Genomic DNA, 21,196 nt, shown 5'->3' with positions numbered 1-21,196 from the left:
GGTGACCTTGTTCAGTGGCGGCGGTGAGCGTTGAGCCGGTTTTCGACGAACAGCGAGTAGCGCGACATTCCAAAGCAGAACACGAAGTAGATCATTCCAGCGAAGGCGAAGCCGGTAAAGGCCGTGGTCGGCGTCGACCAGGTCGGATCGGAGAACGTCGCGTGCAACGATCCCAAGAGGTCGAACAGCGCGACGATCGAGACCAGCGAGGTGTCCTTGAACAGCGCGATGAAGCTGTTGACGAGACCCGGAATCACGTGGCGCAGCGCCTGCGGCATCACGATCAGCGACGTGGTCTTCCACCAGGACAGGCCGAGCGCGCTCGCCGCCTCGCCCTGCCCGCGCGGGATCGCGGCAAGGCCGCCGCGCACCACCTCGGCCTGGTAGGCGCCGGCAAACAGCGCAATGCCGATCAGCGCGCGGACCAGCCCGTCGACGTTGAAGTTGCCCGGCAGGAACAGCGGCAGCATATAGGTTGCGAAGAACAGCACGGTGATCAGCGGCACGCCGCGCCAGAACTCGATGAAGGCGATCGAGAAGATCCGGATCAGCGGAATGGTCGAGCGGCGACCCAGCGCCAGCGCGATCCCGATCGGCATCGAGGTGACGATGCCGGTGACCGACACCACCAGCGTCACAAGGAGGCCGCCCCACAGCCTGGTGTCGACGATGGGCAGTCCGCCGCGGTCGAGCCCCATCAGCTTGATCACGATCGCGATGCCGGCAAAGCTCGCGAGGCTCCCGAGCAGCGCCCGTTGTCCGGTTCGCATGCCGCCGCCGAGGAAAAACAGGATCAGCGAGACGATCGCCGCGGTCAGCAGGAAGTCGAACCACAGCGGCTGGCCCGACATCTGGAGCTGCTCGCGCAGCCAGGTCAGCGGAAAGATCAGCCAGCCGATCAGGCTGCCGGCGAGTACGATGATGTTGCCGACGGCCCACAGCAGCGGCCCGATCGCCGAACTCCGGCTGAGATTGACCAGCGCCTGGCCGGCATTGACGACGCTGTCGTCGAACAGCTGCAACAGGCTCGCGACCCAGCTGACGCCGAAACCGGCTAGTCCGCCGCCGCGCAGCAGGAAAAAGGCGACCGCCGGGAACGCGAAGAAGAACAGGCTCGCATTCAGGCCCTTCGCCGGCAGGCGCGGAATAAGGAGTGGCAGCAACAGGACGGCCGCGAGGACGAAGGTCAGGTTGACACGCCAGCGCTCGGCTTCCGGGTAGAAGCCGTAGATCAGCTGGGTGAGCTTGGCCTGGATGTAGGGCCAGCAGGCGCCGACCTGACGGCCGGCGGTCTCGGCGAGGCATGCATTGCGGTCCTTGCCGCTCCAGACCGCATCGACCAGCAGGAACTTGAACGCGGGTACGATCGTGTACCAGAGCAGCCCCAGCGCCAGGATCGTCAGCAGGATGTTGGTCGGCGAATTCAACAGCCGCGTGCGGATGAAGCCGACGAGGCCGGTGGTCTTCACCGGCGCCCGGCGTTCGGGCACCAGGTCTTGCCGGACAAAGGATGACGCGGTGACGTCGGTCATGCCCCAAGGCTCCGGTTGATGCGCCAGCCATAGACGCTCATGATCGCGCTGGTGACCAGCGAGATCAGGAGGTACACGCCCATGGTGATGGCGATGATCTCGATCGCCTGGCCGGTCTGGCTCAGCGTCGTGCCGGCGAATACCGAGACCAGGTCGGGATAGCCGATCGCGACCGCCAGCGACGAATTCTTGGTCAGGTTGAGGTACTGGTTGGTCAGCGGCGGAACGATGACGCGCATCGCCTGCGGCACGACGATCAGCCGCAAGGTGGTGCCGCGCGACAGGCCGAGCGACGAGCCGGCTTCCATCTGTCCCTTATGGACCGACAGAATGCCGGCGCGGACGATCTCGGCGATGAAGGCCGCCGTATAGGTCGACAGCGCGACCACCAGCGCAACCAGCTCCGGAATCACCCGCGCACCGCCGGCGAAGTTGAAGCCCTTGAGTTGCGGCAGCTCGAAGGTCACCGGCAGCCCGAACACCAGCATCGTCACCAGCGGCAAGCCAGCCAGCAGGCCGAGCACATAGGGCCAGATTCGTATCGCCTGCCCGCGTTGAAACAGCGCCCGCCTTGCGTAGCCGCGCAGCGCCAGCGCGCCTGCGACGGCGATCGCGAGCGCGATCAGAAACGGATCAAGCCCGGGCTCGCCGATCGGCCGCGGGATCACCAGCCCGCGATTGGAGAGGAAGAAGGCGTTGAACAGCGAGATGCTCTGGCGCGGCCCCGGCAGCGCCGCCAGCACCGCGAGGTACCAGAATAACAGCTGGAACAGCAGCGGCAGATTGCGGACGATCTCGACATAGATCTCGCCGAGCCGCGCCAGCAGCCAGTTCGGCGACAGCCGGCACAGCGCAATGATGAAGCCGATGATGGTGGCGAAGACGATGCCAATGCCCGCAACCAGCAGCGTGTTGAACAGGCCGACAAAGAACACCCGCGTATAGGTGTCCGATCCCGAATACGGGATCAGGTTCAGGCTGACGTCAAAGCCCGCATTGTTCTTGAGAAACCCGAACCCGGAGGCAATGCGCTGCGTCTCCAGGTTGGCGCGGGCATTGGCCACGATCTCATAGGCTACCCAGGCCAACACCGCCGCGAACACGATCTGCACGGCAAGGCCAGTCCAGCCGGACTGGCCGCCGAGCACGCGCTTCAGGCGGAAGATGAACTGCGGCGGTGGTTTTCGGGGCTCGGTCGTCATCGCCGCAGCCGCCTCGTCGCCAATCAGCGGATCGGAGGCGCGTACTGGATGCCGCCCTTATTCCAGAGATTGTTGAGCCCGCGTGCGATCTGCAGCTTCGATCCGACGCCGACGTTGCGATCGTACATCTCGCCGTAATTGCCGACGGCCTTGATGATGCGGGAGAACCAGTCCTTGGTCAGGCCGAGCTGCTCACCGAGATTGCCGTCGGTGCCGAAGGCGCGCTTGAGGTCGGGCTTGTCCGACTTGGCCATCTCGTCGACGTTCTTCTGGGTGACGCCGAGTTCCTCGGCATTGATCTGGGCGAACAGCGCCCACTTCACGATGTCGAACCACTGGTCGTCGCCATGGCGAACCATCGGGCCGAGCGGCTCCTTGGAGATGATCTCGGGCAGCACGACGTGGTCGGCCGGGTTGGCGAGCTTCAGCCGCTGCGCATAGAGCTGGGACACGTCGGAGGTGAACACGTCGCAGCGGCCGGTCTCGTAGGCCTTCACGGTCTCGTCGGCGCCGGCGAACGCGATCACCTCGTACTTCATGTTGTTGCCCTTGAAGTAGTCGGCGAGGTTCTGCTCGGTCGTGGTGCCGGTCTGCACGCAGACTGACGCGCTGTTCAGCTCCAGCGCCGAGTTCACCTTGAGCGACTTCTTCACCAGAAAGCCCTGCCCGTCATAATAGGTCACGCCGGTGAAGTTGGCGCCGAGCGAGGTATCGCGCGACAGCGTCCAGGTGGTGTTGCGCGACAGCACGTCGATCTCGCCCGACTGCAGCGCGGTGAAGCGGTCCTTGGCCGACAGGGGCACGAACTTGACCTTGGACGGATCGTCGAAGATCGCCGCCGCGATGCCACGGCAGATGTCGACGTCGATGCCGGTCCAGTTCCCCTTGTCGTCCGGCGACGAGAAGCCCGGCAGGCCGCCGCTGACGCCGCAGGACAGCTGGCCTCGGTCCTTGACCGTCTTGAGGGTTTGCGCCGAGGCGGCCTGGACCGACAGGGCGGCGGCAGCGGCAAGGGTGACAGCCAGGGATACGCGTTTCATGGGCGGGGCCTTTCAGGGTCGTCCGGTGGACGTTTGCATTGTGATCGCCTCGCGTTCACGGGCCATCCCAATGATCCCTTGCAGCAAAAATGCCGATTTGACCGGCAGTTTGACGTGCAAACCGGTCAGGCAACGGATCGTAGGTCGCGGCAGGCCCCTCAACGTGCGGCGACTGGTAGTTGCGCCGCATCACATAGCGACTGACGAGCCGGGTCAAGGGGTTGACGCATGTCTTCTACCTCTTGTTAGTAACACCTCCCGGCCCGGCCCCGTCTTCCCGACGCGGTACGGCTGCGGCAAAAAGTCTAAAGTTTAACGGCAGCGCTCCATGACCTCCTCCGACGGCTCCACGCCCTCCCACCCGCAACAGGCCGCCACCCGCCTGGTCACGGCCGGCCGCGACACCAAGGCCCAGAAGGGCTTTGTCAATCCGCCGGTGTTTCACGGCTCGACCGTGCTCTATCCGACCGCGGAGGACCTCCACGCCCATCGCGCCGAATTTACCTATGGCCGCCACGGCAGCCCGACCACGCGGGCGCTGCAGGACGTGCTGATGGCGCTGGAAGGCCCGCAATGCGCCGGCGTCGGCCTTGCCCCGTCGGGACTGGCGGCGATCAGCACCACGCTGCTCGCCGTGCTCAAAACCGGCGATCACCTCCTGGTGTGCGACAATGCCTATCGGCCGACCCGCAATTTCTGCGACAACATGCTCAAGCGCTACGGCATCGAGACCAGCTATTTCGATCCGCTGATCGGCGCCGGCATCGAGACGCTGTTCAGGCCGAACACCCGCGCGGTGCTGATCGAAGCGCCCGGCTCGCAGACGTTCGAGATGCCGGACGTGCGGGCGATATCGGCCGTGGCGCACGCCCGCGGCGCGCTCATGATCGACGACAACACCTGGGCGACGCCGCTCTATCACCGCTCGCTCGAACAGGGCGTCGACATCAGCATGCAGGCCGGCACCAAATATGTCGGCGGCCACTCCGACATCATGTTCGGCACCATCGCAGCCAATGCGAAAGCCTGGCCGCTGATCCAGGAGGCGATCCGCCTGCTCGGCGTCTGCGCCGGCCCCGACGACGTCTATCTCGCGCTGCGCGGGGTTCGCACGCTATCGGTGCGGCTTGCGCAGCACCACCGCTCCGGACTCGAGATCGCGCGCTGGCTCGGCGCGCGGCCCGAGGTCGATCGCGTGCTGCACCCTGCCCTCGACACCGATCCCGGGCACGCGATCTGGAAACGCGACTTCACCGGCGCCTCCGGCCTGTTCAGCATCGTGCTGAAGCCGGTGCCGCAGACCGCGGTCGATGCAATGCTGAACGCGCTCACCCTGTTCGGCATGGGCTTTTCCTGGGGCGGCTTCGAAAGCCTCGCCATCCCGTTCGACTGCAGCGACTATCGCACCGCGACCAAATGGTCGCCGGGCGGGCCGACGCTGCGGCTGCATATCGGGCTCGAGAATCTCGACGACCTCAAGGCCGATCTCGACCGTGGATTTGCGGCGTTGAAGGCCGCGCTCTGATCCTCGCGCCCTGCCACGTTAGACGACATTAACCACGCTCCACCGGCGCTGACGCCGCGTTGCGACCAACGTCGTACGCCTTAAGCACGCGCGATCTCCGGGATTCTGCGGAGATGCAACGGCGCCGATAACCCGCCGTTCACCATCCCCACCAATCCCTTAATTGTCCGGACCTTCCATCAAGTTCCCTTATACTTTTGCGGCCGTAGTGATGCCTCGGGAAGGGCTGTCAGTGCCGCAAGGACGCGATTGCCCTGTGTGAAGGGCATTCAGACAATCGCATGAAAACGGCACGCATCGTGGTCCTCGGCATCGCCGGCGTCGCAGGCCTCGCGGCCATGTATCTCGCGAGCGTTGGCGATCGCAAACCGGCGCCCGTCGCGCCGCCCGTCGCGCAACTGCCGACCGTCGAAGTGCTGGTCGCAAAGTCCGACATCGGGCTCGGTCAAGCGGTCAAGGCCGAAGACATCCAGTGGCAGCGCTGGCCGGCTGAAACTGCAAGCAGCGCGTTCATCCGTCACGACGCCAACGCCAATGCCATGAACGACGTCATCGGTTCGATCGCACGCGCGCCCTTCATCGTCGGCGAACCGATCCGCGAGCAAAAGCTGGTCAAGGCCAACGGAAGCGGCTTCATGGCCGCGATCCTGCCCTCCGGCATGCGCGCGATCTCCACCGAAATCTCGCCGGAGACCGGCGCCGGCGGCTTCATTCTGCCGAACGACCGCGTCGATGTGATCCTGTCGCGTCGCGACAAGAATCCCGACCAGCAAGGCGGCCGCGACATCGTCACCACTGAAATCCTGCTGTCCAACGTCCGCGTGCTGGCGATCGACCAGGCGCCGAAGGAGAAGGACGGCAACAACTCCCTCGTCGGCAAGACCGTGACCCTCGAGCTCAAGCCCGAACAGGCCGAGACGCTGGCGCGCGCCCGGCAGAGCGGCACGCTGGCGCTGGCGCTGCGCAGCATCGCCGACGTCAACGAGCAGATCGACGAGACCAGAGACCATGCCCCGAAGCGGGGCGAGAGCATCAAGGTGGTGCGTTTCGGCATCCCGAGCTCTCTGACGACACAGAAGTGATGGGGGCTTCGATATGACGACGGGTGCGAAACAAATGGCGACGTCGACCACGCTGGTCCGCGCGCTGTCATTCTCGGCGATCACCGCGCTGATGCTGATCCCTGCCCTTGCCAGCGCGACCGATCCCGACAAGAACGCGGATGTCGCGGTGACCAGCAGCATCGCCGCCAAGACGCGCTCCGTCTCGCTCGGCGTTGGCAAGTCGGTCGTGGTCGACCTGCCGCGCGAGGCCAAGGACGTTCTGGTCGCGGATCCCAAGATCGCCAACGCGGTGATCCGCTCGGCGCAGCGCGCCTATATCATCGGCGCGGCGGTCGGCCAGACCAACGTGGTGTTCTTCGACGCCGACGGCAACCAGGTCGCTTCCTACGACATCGCGATCAAGCGCGACCTCAACGGCATGCGCGCCGCGCTGAAACAGATGCTGCCCGGCGTCCAGATCGAGGGCGTCGGCGACAGCGTCGTCCTGACCGGCACGGTGGCAAGCCCGGTCGAGGCCCAGCAGGCCGGCGACATCGCCGCCAAACTGGTCGGCAGCGCCGACAAGGTCGTCAATTCCATCGTGGTCCGCGGCCGCGACCAGGTGATGCTGAAAGTCACCGTCGCCGAAGTCCGCCGGGACGTCGTCAAGCAGCTCGGCGTCGATCTCAGCGCCAACATGAACTACGGCACCGCCGCGGTGGTCTTCAACAACGCCAACGCCTTCACCGCCAATAACGGTGCGCTCGCCCCCAACAACGGGCTGACGGGCGCAGCCCTGAACAAGCTCGGCGTGCCGACCGTCACCGCGACGCTGCGCGCGATGGAGAGCGCCGGCGTGGTCAAGACGCTGGCCGAACCCAACCTCACCGCGATCTCCGGCGAGTCGGCGACTTTCATTTCAGGCGGCGAGTTTCCGATTCCCACCGGCGTCACCTGCCAGACGACGACGTCGGGCACGATCGGCAATTGCGTTCAGACCGTCAGCTTCAAGAAATTCGGCATCTCGCTCAACTTCACTCCTGTGGTGCTGACCGAGGGCCGGATCAGCCTGAAGGTGATGACCGAGGTCTCCGAAGTCTCGATGGAAAACGCCCTGACCGGCGGCCAGAACGGCACGACCATTCCCTCGATCAAGACCCGCCGCGCCGATACCACGCTGGAGGTGCCCTCCGGTGGCTCGATCGCGATGGCCGGTTTGATCCAGGAGCAGACCAAGCAGGCCATCAACGGCATGCCCGGCGTCGATCAGATCCCTATCCTCGGCCAGCTCTTCCGGAGCCAGGACTTCGTCAACAACGAGACCGAGCTCATGGTCATCGTGACGCCCTACGTGGTGCGCGCCGTTGCGCAGAAGGAGCTGTCCCGTCCCGACGACGGATTTGCTCCGGCTTCCGACGCGCAGTCGGCACTGCTGGCGCGCGTCAATCGCATCTACGGCGTTGCCGCCCGCGGCGAGCCGATCGGTGCCACGCCGGTCAATTTCGGCTTCATCATCGACTGAGGCGCGGACCTGAAGGGGTTGGGGGATCCTATGATGACACGCAACACACAAGCCGGTCGTGCCAGGACGCTGTCGCTGTTCGGCGCCCTCGCCGTCAGCGCGATCGCGCTCGGCGGCTGCAATCTGACGGGCGATGTTGTCACCGGCACGGTGCCCGACGACTACCGGCAGCGGCATCCGATCGCCGTCACCGAAGGCGAGCAATCGATCGTCGTCTTCGTCGGCCGCGCGCGCGGCAACCTCACCGAAACGCAGCGCGACGACGTCATGGGGCTGGCGCGTACCTGGCGCCGCGAAGGCACCGGCGCGATTGCGATCGACGTGCCGGCCGACAGCTCGAACGCGCGCTCTGCACAGGCAGTGTATCAGGAGATCCGCGGCCTGCTGGCGTCGATGGGCGTGCCCGCCCATGCCATCACCAAGCGTCCCTATCATCTCGACGATCCGCGCGCGCTTCCGACCATTCGGCTGAGCTATCCGAAGATGGCCGCCGTCGCCGGTCCCTGCGGAGTGTGGCCGAGCGACCTCGGTCCCTCGATCTACAATCCGAGCTACAACGAGAACAAGCAGTACGACAATTTCGGCTGCGCAACGCAGCGTAACCTTGCCGCCATGGTCGCCAATCCGTCCGACCTCGAACAGCCGCGAACCGAGACCGCCGCCTATACGCCGCGCCGTACGATCGCGTTCGATAAATACCGCAAGGGTGAGTCGACCGCGACCGCCTACCCCGAAGCCGAGAAAGCCAAGCTGAGCGACGCCGCGAAATGACCGAACAACAAGACGAGCCGCAGCACGCCAACGATTACATCGCGCCGGCGCCGCGGATTTCCGTGCAGGCCTTCTGCGCCAGCGTCGCGACCGCCGCGAACGCACGCGCGGCTGCCGACGACCGCCGGCTCGCCAAGGCTCATCTCTCGGTCCATATGGGCGGCATCGCCGCGGCGATCGACGCCTACCACAAGGCGCCGACGCCCAACGTCATCATGCTCGAGACCGAGCCGGATCATGATTTCCTGGCCGGTCTCGACGAGCTCGCCACCGTCTGCGATCCCGGCACCCGCGTCGTGGTGCTCGGCACGGCCGGCGAGACTGCGCCGTATCGCGAACTGGTCCGGCGCGGCGTCAACGACTACGTCATCGGGCCGGTCAAGGTGCTCGACATCGTGCGCTCGATCTGCAGCCTGTTCTCGGCTTCCGAAGCGGTCTCGGTCGGCCGCCTGATCGCGGTCGCGGGCGCCAAGGGCGGCGTCGGCGCCTCGACCATTGCCCACAATGTCGCCTGGACCATCGCGCGCGACCTCGGGCTGGATTCGGTCGTCGTCGATCTCGACCTCGCCTTCGGTACCGCCGGCCTGGACTACAATCAGGACCCGGTGCAGGGCATCGCCAACGCCGTGTTCTCGCCCGAACGTCCGGACTCTGCCTTCATGGAACGCCTGCTCGCAAAGTGCGGCGATCATCTCAGCCTGCTGGCGGCGCCGGCCACCCTCGACCAGGTCTACGATTTCGGCGCCGAGGCGTTCGATGCGATCTTCGATACGATGCGCATGACGACGTCCTGCATCGTGCTCGACGTGCCGCATCAATGGACCGCCTGGACCAAACGCGTGCTGGTCGGTGCCGACGATATCCTGATCGTGGCCGAGCCCGACCTCGCCAACATGCGCAACACCAAGAACATGCTGAACCTGTTGAGGACCGCGCGTCCGAACGACCGCCCGCCGCTCTACTGCCTGAACCAGGTCGGCATGTCGAAGCGCCCCGAGATCGAGGTCAAGGATTTCGCCAAGACAATCGAGAGCCAGCCGATCGCGGCGATCCCGTTCGACTGCAGGCTGTTCGGTGAAGCCGCCAACAACGGCCAGATGATCGCGGAAGTCTCCGCGCGTCACCGCACCACAAGGACTTTCCTGCAGATCGCGCAGCGCCTCACCGGCCGTCCCGATCTCGCCGAAGCCCGCGAGTCGTTCCTGTCGCCGATCCTCAAGAAGCTGCAGTCGCGCCGAAACGACGGGCGCCGGGCCGCCGGCTAGTGTCCCGCTAGCGCCCTAGTCGCGGCGACTGGCTGCGACCGGGATCTTCTCGGCGTCGGCGCGGCTCGCATCCCTGCGCGCCAACAGCCGCTTCAGCGCGGCGACGTTGGCTGAGCCCTGCTCCGCCGGCAAATCGGCCTTCATGATGGTTTCCGCCTCGGACTGACGGCCCTGCAAGCCAACCACGACGGCGAGATTGGTTCGCACCCGCATGTCGCCGGGGGCGCGCTCCCGGGCACGGCGCAGCGTCTCCTCGGCCTTCGGCAGGTCCTTCGACAGCAGATAGGACAGCCCGATATTGGAGAGCACTGACGGATCGTCAGGCACGATCTTCAGCGCACTCGCATAATACTGCCGCGCCTCGTCGTGGCGATCGAGCTGGTCGAGCACGGCGCCCTGCGCCGACAGGATGCGCCAGTCGGGATCTTCCGGAGTATGCGCGCGCCCGAGCACGTCGAATGCCTGCTGGAAATTGCCGTTGTCGGCGAGCGCCCGTCCGTAACCTGCGAGAAGTGCCTTGTTGCTGGGCTGCGCCAGCACCGCCTGCTCCATGACCGCGACCGCCTGGGCCCGCTGGCCGGTGGCGCGCAACGCCCGGGCATATTTCAGCGCGGCGTCGGTGTCTTTCGGGTTGGCGCGGACGCGCTCGTGGTAGGTCGCGATGTCGCGCCGCGGATCGGCCGGCGCCGGCGTGGCCTCCGCCGTGTCGCCCAATGAGCCGGTGATGTCAGACGGGCCGGAGGTTTGACAGGCAGACAACCCGATCAGCAGGATCGCGGCAGATACCGAGCCCGCGAGACGGCGCGCGCGGCCTGAGGGTCGGGGGAATTTCTCAAACATAAAGCGAGACTCGGAACGGCGAAGGTTCCGGGATGCTCACAGCTTAACCCTAAGGTCCGGTTAAGGATGCCATCATGTCGCCGTCATCCGGCCTAGATGCGGTGCCGGACGCCTGGCGAGACAGGAGCCAAATGGCAGCTTCAGTCGACGAACTGAGCGCCGAACTCGTGCCCGATTTGCCAGGCCAGCCGGCACTGACGCGGACTGCCGCTCGACAGGATGATGGTGAATTCCGGCGGGATCTCCAAATATTCGGCGATCACCTTGACGCCGCCGGCCGAAATATCGGTGATCATGCAGTCGCGAGGCAGCGACCCTGTGCCCAGCTGAATTTTGGCGACGCTCCGGCACGGGCGGCGTTCGCTCTTGCGGCGATTCATAAACATTCTGATCCCCAAGCCTTTCTGGGCAACTTCCTGGCCTATTGTCATAGCGGGGAAAGATTGGAAACTGCCTAGCGGAACCCATCGCAATTGAGCGGTCGCGTTCGAGATTCGTTTACCGGCGGCGCCTCGCCCGGCGACACGAGCTTTGATCAATCAAAGATTGAATAGTTGAATGATCTGTGCTGCAGGTCGAATGACGTCCCCCCGATGGGCCGCCCCACTCGATCGCGTGCGTTGTTCCCGCCGTGGTCGCATGAGAACAAAAAGGGGTTGATCGCCAGTCGATAGACGATACCTATGTTCTTTCGACTCGAATTCGCCGGGATGCCAGGAAGCATGGGAAGCATTGTTCTGCTCGATCTGATGGGGGGCGTGGCGCTCCTGCTGTGGGGCCTGCACATGGTCCATAGCGGGATTCTGCGCGCCTTCGGGCCGGATTTGCGGCTGCTGCTCGCCCGGGCGCTGCGCAATCGCTTTACCGCCCTTGGCGCCGGCCTTGGCCTGACCGCCCTGCTCCAGAGTTCGACCGCGACTGCCCTGATTACCAGTTCCTTCGCCGCCGAAGAGATCGTCAGCCTGGTGCCGGCGCTCGCGATCATGCTCGGCGCCAATATCGGCACCACGCTGATCGTGCAGGTGCTGTCGTTCAACGTCGCCGCCATCGCGCCGGTACTTTTCATTGTCGGCCTCGTCGCGTTCCGCAGCGGGCCGCGCTCCCGGATCAAGGATCTCGGCCGCGTCTCGATCGGCCTCGGCCTGATGCTGCTGGCGCTGCACATCCTGCTCGATACGATGGCGCCCGCCGAGAATGCCCCGGGCGTGCGCGTGTTCCTGGGTGCGATCACCGGCGATCCCGTGCTCTGCATCCTGATCGGCGCCGTCGTCACCTGGCTGGTCCATTCCAGTGTCGCCAGCGTGCTGCTGGTGATGTCGCTGGCCTTTTCCCAGTTCATCTCGCCCTATGCCGCATTTGCGCTGGTGCTCGGCGCCAACCTCGGCAGCGCCATCAATCCGTTGCTGGAGGGCGCCCGGCGCGACAATCCGGCGAGTTACCGGCTGCCGGTCGGCAACCTCGTCAACCGCGTCGTCGGCATCCTGCTGGTGGTGCCGTTCCTGCGCCCGATCACCGAGATCATCTACGCCTGGCAGCCCGATCTCGCCAAGGCGACGGCGCTGTTCCACATCGCCTTCAACGTTGCGACCGCGCTGCTGTTCATCGGCGTGCTCGATCACATGGCGCGGCTGCTCGAGCGTCTGTTGCCGAAGCGAGCGCAGGAGACCGATCCTTCACGGCCGCGCTATCTCGACGAGAGCGCGCTGGAGACGCCTTCGCTGGCGCTGGCCGATGCGGCGCGCGAGGTGCTGCATATGGGTGATCACACCGAGGCCATGCTGCGCAAGGTGATGGCGGCGATGCTGACCAACGATCGCGCCCTGGTCGACCAGGTGTCGAAGATGGACAACACCGTCGACCGGCTGAACGAGGCGATCAAGCTTTACGTCACGAAACTCACCCGCGGCAGCCTGGACGAGCGCGAGGGCCAGCGCGCGATGGAGATCGTCGCGTTCGCGATCAATCTCGAACATATCGGCGACATCGTCGACAAGAACCTGAGCGAGCTCGCGACCAAGAAGATCAAGCATCGCCTGCAATTCTCCACCGAAGGCGCCGAGGAATTGTCGGCATTCCACAAGCGCACGATCGACTCGCTGCGGATCGCGTTCGGCGTGTTCATGTCGGGCGACGCCAACGAGGCGCGCAAGCTGCTCACCGAAAAGGCGGCGCTGCGCGCGGCCGAATTGGCCGCCGTCGAGCGTCATCTGGAGCGCCTGCGCGAAGGCCGGCCCGAAACCATCGAGACCACTTCGCTGCATCTCGACGTGCTGCGCGACCTTCGCCGCATCCATTCGCACATCTGCTCGGTCGCCTATCCCGTGCTCGATGCCGCCGGCGAGACCGCCGCCGATCGCGAGAGCACCACCATGGAAGCGACCGACGTTGTGGCGCCCGTGCCTTCGAGCTCTCCGGGTTCCTGACCCCGGCAAGGCCTGCCGCGCCGGCATGGCGTGATGCGATCTGCGCTCGCTATGTCGGCGGCCGATGCTCGGAACCGAAACGACGCTGGGGAAGCGCGGAGACAGCGGCGAGTTGGTCGATGCTGTCACGCTGGCGATCGAAGGCCCCGAGCAGATCGCCTTGCAGCAACCGGCCGCCCGACAGCTTCATCCGAAGCGGATCAACGTTGCGGCCGTTGATCCGCACCTCGTAATAAAGGTGCGGTCCGGTCGAGAGCCCGGTCGATCCGACAAAGGCGATCGTCTCGCCCTGACGAACGCGGTCTCCGATCTTCAGCCCGGGCGGGAAGCTCGCGACGTGGGCATAGGTCGTCTCATAGCCGCGGTCGTGCCGCACGCGGATATATTTCCCGTACCCGCGTTCGTACCCTTCGGTCTCGACCACGCCGGCGCCCGCGGCCGCGATGGGCGAACCATAGGGCGCCGCATAATCGACGCCCTCATGGAAACGGCGGTCGCCAAGGATCGGATGAATCCGCCAACCAAAGCCATCGCCGAGCCGCCCGCTCACCACCGGCTTGCGCAACAGGAATTTGGTAATCGACTGGCCGGTCTCATCATAGAAATCGGAGCTGCCATCGTCCGGCGCCGTGAAGCGATAGTACCTGCGGGTCTGTCCGCCCGCCGTCAAATCGATGAACACCAACTCCGGCTGACCGATGTCGTTCGGTGCGTAAATGATCTCAGCCACATCGGCGTCGCCGAGCGGCTCGTCGAGGTCGAAATCGCGGCCACAGAGCCGCATCAGTTCAGCAACGATCCCCTGGTCGACGTGGTTGGAACGCGCAAGCGCGTCAAGGCCGTCACGGAGCGTTTCGCCCGGAACAGAATGCGTATCGATCGACTCACGCAGCGGGCTGTCGCTCCGCACGGCGATGTCGGGCTGTTCCGGTACGATCGGCTGGTATTGGCCGCCATCGGTGCGACCGACGGCCGACACATCGGAGCCGGCCCGTTCGATCGACACCTTCGCGACATGGCCGCGCGGCGAACCGGAGTCTTCGCCTCGTTCGATGACCGTGATTTTCTCGCCACCGGACAGCGTCTCTCGAGCGCTGGGCGACGGGAAAGCGGCAAGGATCGCCGGCGCGTCCTCCGCGGCCGCCGCCAGCGCCCGCAGAATAGCGGACAGCGTGTCGCCGCTTCTCGCGATAATGACATGTCGACGGTGACGCGACGACGAAGGCGACTTCGGAAGGTTGGTGACGTTGACAGCCTCACCGATCGGAGCCGGCGGATGCGGCACGTCTTCACCGTCAGCATAGGCGCTGGTGCCGCCCGGCAGTGGGCGGCGCGATGGACCTGTCCGTATGATGGCTGGCAGCTCCGACAGCAGGTCGCGCTGCGAGCCCGCTCGCGCGTCGTCCTTTTCGTCTCCCCGCGCTTCCTGGTGTGGCTCGAGATCGATCTCCGCGAGCCGCGCTGACACGCGGGTAAATCGACGGACCGCGCCGGCATCGCTCAGCTGCTCAATCTTGAGCGCAGCGGAATTGCCCTGCGGGCCGAGCCTCCGGTCGAGACGATCGCCGCGCCGCGCCTCGTCAACTACCTGCCCTGCGAAGCGCGGAAGTGACACGACCGGCGCGGCTGCGAATCGCGCGTCATCGCCAAACGCCCCGCGAAGCGCGCCGGCCAGAAGAGCGACAGCGGCGGATCCGATCAGAATCGTCCCCGCCATCCAGCGGAGACTGACGGCGCGCCGGTCAGGCAATTTGCGCTCGCCGGTCAGCGGCGGCTCGTCAACCGACGGAATATCGCGGACGCTCGATAGATAACCACCCGCTTTCGTCGCTTCGTCACGGCTGGTCATCAACGCCCCTCATCCCCTGGGGCACGGTCTCGAGATGCCGCCACGCCCACGGCAGGCCGTAGATGCCATGCGGCTTGGGGCGAATGTTTGACCTTGGTTCAGATTCGGTCGCGATTGATGCCGGGCTGAGCCGATGCTGGAATCTATCGAGATGCCCGAACAAGGCCCGGCATACCGCTCGCCGCTCCGGCGATGACGGCAATCAGCTATCGAGTGTCTTCGACCCGCGGCCGCGGTTCTTCACGATCAGCATGATGTTGCGGATGTAGATCAGCGTGGCGAGACCCTGCCCGATGATGATGACAGGCTCGCGCTTGGCAAGCCCGTAGATCAGCGTCATCAGGCCGCCGCCCATCGAAAAGAACCAGAACGCCATCGGCACCACGCTCTGGCCGGCGCGTTCGCTGGAAATCCACTGCACGAGGAAGCGCGCGGTGAAGAACAGTTGCGCGATCAGGCCGAACGCCAGCCAGAAGTCGAACTTGGCGATGAACACGTCGTAGAGATAGGCGCTCAGCGCCTGACCGTACTGAATCAGCATCACTTCACCTCGGTCACGCCTGGCACGCCAGCGACATCGGGCACTTCAGTGACGACCGGCGTCGGCTTCTTGCGGCGGATCAGCCACCACACGCCGGCGAGATCCATGATCCCGATCCAGAGCCGGTCGAAAAATCCATAGTTCGACACGCCGGAATGGCGCGGCCGATCGACGACGTCGACATAGGCAATCGCCAGCCCCTCGCGGCGGACCAGTGCCGGGAGAAAACGATGCAGCCCGTCGAAGTAAGGCATCGCCAGAAACACCTCGCGCGGAAACGCCTTCAGGCCGCATCCGGTGTCGCGGGTGCCGTCGCGCAGGATGATGCCGCGCACCGCGTTGGCGATGCGCGATTGCAGCTTCTTGAAGCCGGTGTCCTTGCGCCCGACGCGCTGGCCCGCGGCGAGGCCGACGCGGCCGTTGCCGCTCTCGACCGCCGCGATCAGGTCCGGCAGGAAGGCGGGATTGTTCTGCCCGTCACCGTCGAGCGTCGCCACGATCGCGCCGCGCGCGGCGCGCACGCCGCTGCGCACGGCCGCCGACTGGCCCGACGAGTCTGCGTGGCGGAGCTGCCGGAGATTGCGCCGCTTGGCCATGATCGCGTCCAGCCGCGCACCGGTGGCATCCGTCGAACCGTCATTGACATAGATGATCTCGTAGGCCCAGCGTCCGTCGAGCGCGGCCGCGATCTCGGCGATCAACGGCGCGATGTTGTCCGCCTCGTTGCGCACGGGCACGACGATGGAAACGGCGACCGGCATCTGGTCGGGAGCAGGCAAATCGGCACTCGTGGTTGGTGTTGTCGGCGATGGAACCAGCCCGATCCGGCCGTCGGGCGACCGCTTTTATGGGGCGAAGGCGCTCCTCGCAACCCTTTTGAGACGCCCGTCCGACGGTCCTGACAGCGCCACCACAGTGCCGTCGCGATGAATGGCAAAACCAAGGCGGCGGGCGGCGAACCAGTAGCGCACGACCATTGCGCCGATCACCCCGACCAGCGCGCCGGCCACCACGTCGCTCGGATGATGCGCCAGCAGCACGAGCCGGGTCGCGGCGATGACCAGCGCATAGACCAGCATCGCGAACCGCGCGCCCGGCCACACCGCGGAAACCGCAAAGGCAAGTGCGAACGCCGTAATCGAATGTCCCGACGGAAAGCTCGAATAGGCCTCGGTGCCGGCGAAATGCTGGAAGTTGAAGGCATTGGCCTTGCCGCCGACAAAGGGCCGCCCGCGGCCGACGATCCACTTGATCAATTCGCCGACAGCGACCGAGAGCACGACCGACAGAAACAGGTATTGCAGCCTTGTCCCGAAGCCAAGCAAGGTGGCGCGCGGCACGCCGCGCAGCGCAGGCGCCGCCAGCGCGACCACGATCAGCAGCAGGCCAAGCGCGCACAGCACATACTCGTCCTTGCCGAAATCGGTGAGCGTCTTCACCCACCACAGACCCGGCGTGCCGCGTGGCGGCATCAGACTGATCTCGGTGACATCGAACGCATACATCAGCGTGATGATCACGGCGCCGACGATGACGACGAGCAAAAGTCCGTGGCGCGCGGAGCGGCGCGCCGCCTCGGCGCGGCGCGAATGCGACGGCGCCCGCACGAGCTGGGCAAAGGACAGCCAAACCAGCGTCAGCAATCGTCCGAAATAGTTGGCGGATTCCGGGGGGGCTGGCAGCGCCGGCATGTCATTCCGTCCCTTCGGAACGGAAGATCGCGATCGAGACCGCCTTGCCCTGCGAGATGTTGTAGCCCTCGACGCGCACCGGCGCGTTGTAGCGCAGGCCGATCGCCTCGGCGCGCTGCACGAAGGCGCGCTCCGAGCGCTGTTCGACCAGCGCGAAGCGGCAGGAGCCCTGCCTGAGGAAATCCGCGGCGCCCGATCCGTCGGTGAGCAGCGTCGAGGTATCGGTCATGAACACGAGGCTCGGCTCGTGGAAGCCGGCGGCTGCCGCCTTCGGGCCGACGCAGGTCACGTTGCGCAAGGCGCGTGCGACCTCCTGGCTCGGAAATACGGTGGTGAGCCGCGGCAGCACCACGCCATAGGTGCCGGCTGCCATCAGCGCCGCGGCAATCACCGCATTGAGCAGCGAGCGCTCGGCGCGGCTGTCCTCGAACAGCCACCACGCGATCAGGCCGAACACCATCGCGACGGCGAACAACGGCCAGGCCGGAAACACCGGCTGATGGATCGCCTTGATGGCGCCGACGATCACCAGCACCGCGCCGAATGCGGGGATGGCGAACCACCAGGCGGCGCCCCGCAACAGCCAGGGCGAGCGCGACAGCACGCGCCGCTCCAGCGCGCCGACGGTCAGGATCGCGATTGCCGGATAAAGCGGCAGCACGTAGTGCGGCAGCTTGGTCAGCACCGCCTCGAACACAATCCAGGACGGGATCAGCCAGGCCAGCAGGAACTGCGCACCGGGCTCGCGCCGCGCCCGCCAGATCGCAGGCGCCGCCATGCCGGCGAGCGGCGCACCGGGCCAGAACGTGATCCAGAACAGCAGCAGATAGATTCCAGGCGGCGCGCCATGGGATTCCTGCGCACCGAGCTTGCTCAGCATGTCGCCGCCGACCGAGTCGGCAAAGAAGGTCTCGCCGGCGCGCAGGAAGATCAGCACGAACCACGGCAGCACCAGCACCAGGGTCCACATCAGGCCCCAGACCGGGCGCATGCGCCAGAACCAGGCCGCCGACCGATCGAGAATCGCAAGCCCCGCCATCGCAAGGCCGACGAACATCAGGATCAGCGGCCCCTTGAGCAGGATGCCGACCGCCAGTGCTGTCCAGAAGACCGCGGGCGGGCCCCATGACGGGTGTGCGGGATCCTCGCCGCGCTGCCACGACAGATAGACTCGCGCCATCGCGCCCATCGCCGCGGTGACGGTCAGCAGCAGCATCGCGTCGGTCTTGGCGAGCCGCGCTTCGACCCCGAGCAACACGCAGCTTGCCATCATCAGGGCGGCCAGCACGGCTCCCTGCCGCGTCACGAAGGCCAGCGCCGTCCAATAGGTCAGCAAAACGGCGCCGATGGCGCCGATCAGGGACGGCAGGCGGTACACCCAGATGCGGACCTGGGCGCGCGGCACCCCGAGCGCGGAGACGGTCTTCAGCGCAGCCGCCTGCATCCAGTAGATGCCAACCGGTTTCTTGTAACGGACGTCGTCCTGGAAGCGGATGTCGACGAAATCGCCACTCTCGACCATCTGCTTGGTCGCCTGGGCAAAGCGGACCTCGTCACGGTCGATCGGCGGGATGGTGAAGAACCCCGGCAGGAACAGCACCAGGCAGGTCAGCGTCAGGAACAGGATCGAACGCCATTGGCTGGCCGTTGCGAACTCGAACGCCATGAACAGCCTGCGGCTCGAATGCGCAGGTTTTACAGACTGTTGCCCTGCTCCGAAGCGCCGGGGTTGGAGGCCATCCACCATGGGTTTCGCATACGATGAAACCGCACCGCAAACAACTGTGCTGTTCCGCTTTCCGACCCTGCCGATCCGCTTTCCCGTGCGATCATTGCACGCGGATCACAACGGTATCCGCGGCCCCCGTGGCGTCGATCACGGTGAGCCGCGCAAAGCCCGGCCCGGGCGGCTCGATCAGGCGCTGGCGCCGGCTGTCGATGTCCCCGGCTGAGACACCATTCACAAGCACCGTCAGCGGCAGCACCCCGCCGGCGACCTTGACCGGCAGGGCGGCATTGCGGCCGCCGTCGGATAGATCGACGTCGATGCGCGAGCCGTTCAGCGGAAACTGGATGTGCGGGGCCTGGTCGTTGCCGCTACGGACCAGCTCGCCGAGCGGCCGGAAGCGGCGCAGCGGCGGCGGCAGTTTCGCGTTGGATGCGACCAGCACGCCGCGTGGCGGCTTCGGCAATGCCGCCGGGATTTTGCCGGTGCGTGCAAAGGCGTCGAACAGGATCGGCGCCGCGGCGGTGCGGCCAACCAGACCCGGCACCGGCGCGCCGTCGGGACGGCCGACCCAGACGCCGATCGTGACGCGGCCGTCGAAGCCGACCGACCAGGCATCGCGATAGCCGTAGCTGGTGCCGGTCTTGAACGCGATCCGGTTGTGCGCGCCGTTCTCCGGCGGCGGCGTGCCGAGCAGGACGTTGCCGACCTGCCAGGCCGCAGCCTGATCCATCAGCCGCATCGTGTCGCGGCTGTCATTCTCCTGCATGATCTCGCGCAACGGTTTAGTCGCGCCGAGCCGTGCCAGGCCGGAATAGAGCTGAGCGAGATCCTGCAACGTGATGCCGACACCGCCGAGACCCATCGCAAGGCCCGGCGCCTCGTCCTTCGGCAGCACGAGACTGGTGCCGGCCTGCTTCAGCCGCGACGACAACCGGCTGGCACCGACCCGGTCGAGCAGCGCGATCGCCGGCACGTTCAGCGACAATTGCAGCGCCTTGCGGATCGGCACCGTACCCTGGAACGTCATGTCGAAATTCTCCGGCGCGTAGGTGCCGAAGCGGATCGGCCGATCCTCGATCAGGCTGTCGGGATGAACAAAGCCATCCTCGAAGGCAAGGCCATAGATGAACGGCTTCAAGGTCGAGCCCGGCGAGCGCACCGCGCGCGTCATATCGACCTGCCCGGCCCGCCGCTCGTCGAAATAATCCGCCGAGCCGACGCGCGCGAGCACGTCGCCCGTCTCATTGTCGACCACGACGATCGCAACCGAGACATCGGGCCCCTGCGCAATGGCGCGGTCGCGCGCCAGCGCCTCCAGATTCCGCTGCAGCGTGGCGTCGAGCGTCAGCTTGATGACGGGCGCATCCTTCATCGTCGCGATCGCCTGATCGGACGAATGCGGCGCCAGGATGGGAATCTGCTTGCGCATCTTCGGCACCGCCGTCGCCGTGGCTTGCACGGCATCGTCCTTCGACACGACGCCATCCTCGACCATGCGCTCGAGCACGCGGTCGCGGGCGGCGTGGGCCGCGTCCGGGTAACGGTCGAGCCGCCGCCGCTCCGGCGATTGCGGCAGCGCTACCAGCAGCGCGGCTTCGGCGAGCGACAGCCGCTTCGGCTCCTTGCCGAAATAGGCGATCGAGGCGGCGCGGACGCCCTCGAGATTGCCGCCGAACGGTGCCAGCGCGAGATAGAGATCGAGGATCTGGTCTTTCGAGAGCTGCCGCTCCAGTTCGACCGCGCGCACCATCTGCCGCAGTTTTGCGTAGACCGAGCGCTGGTGACGCGGCTCGATCAGCCGCGCCAGTTGCATCGTGATCGTCGAACCGCCCGAGACGATATGGCCGCTGGTGAGCAGCTGGAATGCGGCGCGCGACAGCGCCAGCGGATCGATGCCGTGATGCTCATAGAAGCGCTTGTCCTCATAGGCGAACAACAGCTTCAGATAGGTGGGATCGACCGACGCCTTCGCGTCGACCAGCAGCCGCCAGCGCCCGTCCGCCATCGCATAGGCGCGGAGCAGCTTGCCGTTGCGATCGATCACCGTGGTTGAGACCTGCCGGGCCTTGTCGAGCGGCAGCGGCCCGAGCGAAACGATCCAGGCGGCGAAGGCGCCGATGATCGCAATAAGCGCGACGGCCATTGCGGCCGCGACGCGGAGCGCCAGCCGCCCGCTGCGCTTGTCATGCCCGGGCTTGACCCGGGCATCCACGTCTTTCGTTC

The 21,196-nt window shown here is 65.9% G+C and carries 17 protein-coding genes; 6 read left to right on the top strand and 11 right to left on the bottom strand.

What is annotated here, in order from left to right; all coding sequences use genetic code 11:
* Window positions 1-11: 11 nt before the first annotated feature.
* Genes QA635_RS21705 through QA635_RS21695 form a run of 3 tightly spaced genes read right to left on the bottom strand, consistent with a single transcriptional unit; the run spans window position 12 to window position 3,774 of the window.
* Entirely contained in the window at window positions 12-1,532 is a 1,521-nt protein-coding gene (locus QA635_RS21705) for an amino acid ABC transporter permease (protein ID WP_283061385.1), read from the bottom strand.
* Window positions 1,529-2,734 (bottom strand): amino acid ABC transporter permease, encoded by a 1,206-nt coding sequence (locus QA635_RS21700; protein WP_283061384.1) that lies wholly within the window; start codon window positions 2,732-2,734, stop codon window positions 1,529-1,531. The genes QA635_RS21705 and QA635_RS21700 overlap by 4 nt, the downstream gene beginning before the upstream one ends.
* Window positions 2,735-2,757: 23 nt before the next feature.
* Window positions 2,758-3,774 (bottom strand): amino acid ABC transporter substrate-binding protein, encoded by a 1,017-nt coding sequence (locus tag QA635_RS21695; protein ID WP_028339759.1) that lies wholly within the window; start codon window positions 3,772-3,774, stop codon window positions 2,758-2,760.
* Between the two features lie 328 nt (window positions 3,775-4,102).
* On the opposite strand from QA635_RS21695, the gene metC reads away from it, so the two are divergent.
* The 5 genes from metC (at window position 4,103) to QA635_RS21670 (ending at window position 9,900) form a co-directional block, all read left to right on the top strand.
* On the top strand, window positions 4,103-5,299 hold the full coding sequence (gene metC, locus QA635_RS21690; RefSeq protein ID WP_283061383.1) for a cystathionine beta-lyase: 1,197 nt from the start codon (window positions 4,103-4,105) through the stop codon (window positions 5,297-5,299).
* A 281-nt stretch (window positions 5,300-5,580) separates the two neighbouring features.
* Window positions 5,581-6,381: a Flp pilus assembly protein CpaB gene (gene cpaB / locus QA635_RS21685; protein ID WP_283061382.1), complete on the top strand. Its 801-nt coding sequence runs from the start codon at window positions 5,581-5,583 to the stop codon at window positions 6,379-6,381.
* A gap of 34 nt (window positions 6,382-6,415) precedes the next feature.
* Complete coding sequence (locus QA635_RS21680; protein ID WP_038386716.1) at window positions 6,416-7,864, top strand: type II and III secretion system protein family protein; 1,449 nt, start codon at window positions 6,416-6,418, stop codon at window positions 7,862-7,864.
* A 33-nt stretch (window positions 7,865-7,897) separates the two neighbouring features.
* A complete protein-coding gene (locus QA635_RS21675) occupies window positions 7,898-8,635 on the top strand; it encodes a CpaD family pilus assembly protein (RefSeq protein WP_283071746.1) in 738 nt (245 codons plus the stop codon).
* A complete protein-coding gene (locus QA635_RS21670; RefSeq protein ID WP_283061381.1) occupies window positions 8,632-9,900 on the top strand; it encodes a CpaE/TadZ family protein in 1,269 nt (422 codons plus the stop codon). Before QA635_RS21675 ends, QA635_RS21670 begins: the two co-directional genes overlap by 4 nt.
* Window positions 9,901-9,915: 15 nt before the next feature.
* Here QA635_RS21670 and QA635_RS21665 read toward each other — a convergent pair whose 3' ends face one another.
* Both QA635_RS21665 and QA635_RS21660 read right to left on the bottom strand, forming a co-directional pair.
* A complete protein-coding gene (locus tag QA635_RS21665) occupies window positions 9,916-10,740 on the bottom strand; it encodes a tetratricopeptide repeat protein (RefSeq protein WP_283061380.1) in 825 nt (274 codons plus the stop codon).
* A gap of 140 nt (window positions 10,741-10,880) precedes the next feature.
* Window positions 10,881-11,126 (bottom strand): PilZ domain-containing protein, encoded by a 246-nt coding sequence (locus QA635_RS21660; protein ID WP_076828746.1) that lies wholly within the window; start codon window positions 11,124-11,126, stop codon window positions 10,881-10,883.
* Between the two features lie 336 nt (window positions 11,127-11,462).
* Between QA635_RS21660 and QA635_RS21655 the strand changes: the two genes are divergently transcribed.
* A complete protein-coding gene (locus QA635_RS21655) occupies window positions 11,463-13,163 on the top strand; it encodes a Na/Pi cotransporter family protein (RefSeq protein WP_283061379.1) in 1,701 nt (566 codons plus the stop codon).
* A 49-nt stretch (window positions 13,164-13,212) separates the two neighbouring features.
* Here QA635_RS21655 and QA635_RS21650 read toward each other — a convergent pair whose 3' ends face one another.
* The 6 genes from QA635_RS21650 to pbpC all read right to left on the bottom strand — a co-directional run bounded on the left by QA635_RS21650 (window position 13,213) and on the right by pbpC (window position 21,185).
* Entirely contained in the window at window positions 13,213-15,012 is a 1,800-nt protein-coding gene (locus tag QA635_RS21650) for a M23 family metallopeptidase (protein ID WP_283061378.1), read from the bottom strand.
* A gap of 202 nt (window positions 15,013-15,214) precedes the next feature.
* Window positions 15,215-15,553 (bottom strand): lipid-A-disaccharide synthase N-terminal domain-containing protein, encoded by a 339-nt coding sequence (locus QA635_RS21645; protein WP_016845896.1) that lies wholly within the window; start codon window positions 15,551-15,553, stop codon window positions 15,215-15,217.
* On the bottom strand, window positions 15,553-16,314 hold the full coding sequence (locus tag QA635_RS21640; RefSeq protein ID WP_283071743.1) for a glycosyltransferase family 2 protein: 762 nt from the start codon (window positions 16,312-16,314) through the stop codon (window positions 15,553-15,555). The genes QA635_RS21645 and QA635_RS21640 overlap by 1 nt, the downstream gene beginning before the upstream one ends.
* Window positions 16,315-16,398: 84 nt before the next feature.
* Window positions 16,399-17,235 (bottom strand): phosphatase PAP2 family protein, encoded by an 837-nt coding sequence (locus QA635_RS21635; protein WP_425249199.1) that lies wholly within the window; start codon window positions 17,233-17,235, stop codon window positions 16,399-16,401.
* A 10-nt stretch (window positions 17,236-17,245) separates the two neighbouring features.
* Window positions 17,246-18,991, bottom strand: a complete 1,746-nt coding sequence (locus QA635_RS21630; RefSeq protein ID WP_425249043.1) for an ArnT family glycosyltransferase — start codon at window positions 18,989-18,991, stop codon at window positions 17,246-17,248.
* An 82-nt stretch (window positions 18,992-19,073) separates the two neighbouring features.
* Complete coding sequence (gene pbpC / locus QA635_RS21625) at window positions 19,074-21,185, bottom strand: penicillin-binding protein 1C (protein WP_283061373.1); 2,112 nt, start codon at window positions 21,183-21,185, stop codon at window positions 19,074-19,076.
* Window positions 21,186-21,196: the final 11 nt, after the last annotated feature.

It is taken from the genome of Bradyrhizobium brasilense (assembly GCF_029714345.1).
GTDB classification, from domain to species: domain Bacteria; phylum Pseudomonadota; class Alphaproteobacteria; order Rhizobiales; family Xanthobacteraceae; genus Bradyrhizobium; species Bradyrhizobium australafricanum.
This window is presented reverse-complemented; position numbering and strand designations above follow the sequence as displayed.

Coding starts and splice junctions, on each gene's coding strand:
- QA635_RS21665 (WP_283061380.1), bottom strand. CDS start 10,740: ATGTTTGAGAAATTCCCCCGACCCTCAGGCCGCGCGCGCCGTCTCGCG.
- QA635_RS21660 (WP_076828746.1), bottom strand. CDS start 11,126: ATGTTTATGAATCGCCGCAAGAGCGAACGCCGCCCGTGCCGGAGCGTC.
- QA635_RS21700 (WP_283061384.1), bottom strand. CDS start 2,734: ATGACGACCGAGCCCCGAAAACCACCGCCGCAGTTCATCTTCCGCCTG.
- QA635_RS21630 (WP_425249043.1), bottom strand. CDS start 18,991: ATGGTGGATGGCCTCCAACCCCGGCGCTTCGGAGCAGGGCAACAGTCT.
- QA635_RS21670 (WP_283061381.1), top strand. CDS start 8,632: ATGACCGAACAACAAGACGAGCCGCAGCACGCCAACGATTACATCGCG.
- QA635_RS21650 (WP_283061378.1), bottom strand. CDS start 15,012: ATGACCAGCCGTGACGAAGCGACGAAAGCGGGTGGTTATCTATCGAGC.
- QA635_RS21645 (WP_016845896.1), bottom strand. CDS start 15,553: ATGCTGATTCAGTACGGTCAGGCGCTGAGCGCCTATCTCTACGACGTG.
- QA635_RS21680 (WP_038386716.1), top strand. CDS start 6,416: ATGGCGACGTCGACCACGCTGGTCCGCGCGCTGTCATTCTCGGCGATC.
- QA635_RS21655 (WP_283061379.1), top strand. CDS start 11,463: ATGGGAAGCATTGTTCTGCTCGATCTGATGGGGGGCGTGGCGCTCCTG.
- QA635_RS21675 (WP_283071746.1), top strand. CDS start 7,898: ATGACACGCAACACACAAGCCGGTCGTGCCAGGACGCTGTCGCTGTTC.
- QA635_RS21695 (WP_028339759.1), bottom strand. CDS start 3,774: ATGAAACGCGTATCCCTGGCTGTCACCCTTGCCGCTGCCGCCGCCCTG.
- cpaB (WP_283061382.1), top strand. CDS start 5,581: ATGAAAACGGCACGCATCGTGGTCCTCGGCATCGCCGGCGTCGCAGGC.
- QA635_RS21640 (WP_283071743.1), bottom strand. CDS start 16,314: ATGCCGGTCGCCGTTTCCATCGTCGTGCCCGTGCGCAACGAGGCGGAC.
- metC (WP_283061383.1), top strand. CDS start 4,103: ATGACCTCCTCCGACGGCTCCACGCCCTCCCACCCGCAACAGGCCGCC.
- QA635_RS21705 (WP_283061385.1), bottom strand. CDS start 1,532: ATGACCGACGTCACCGCGTCATCCTTTGTCCGGCAAGACCTGGTGCCC.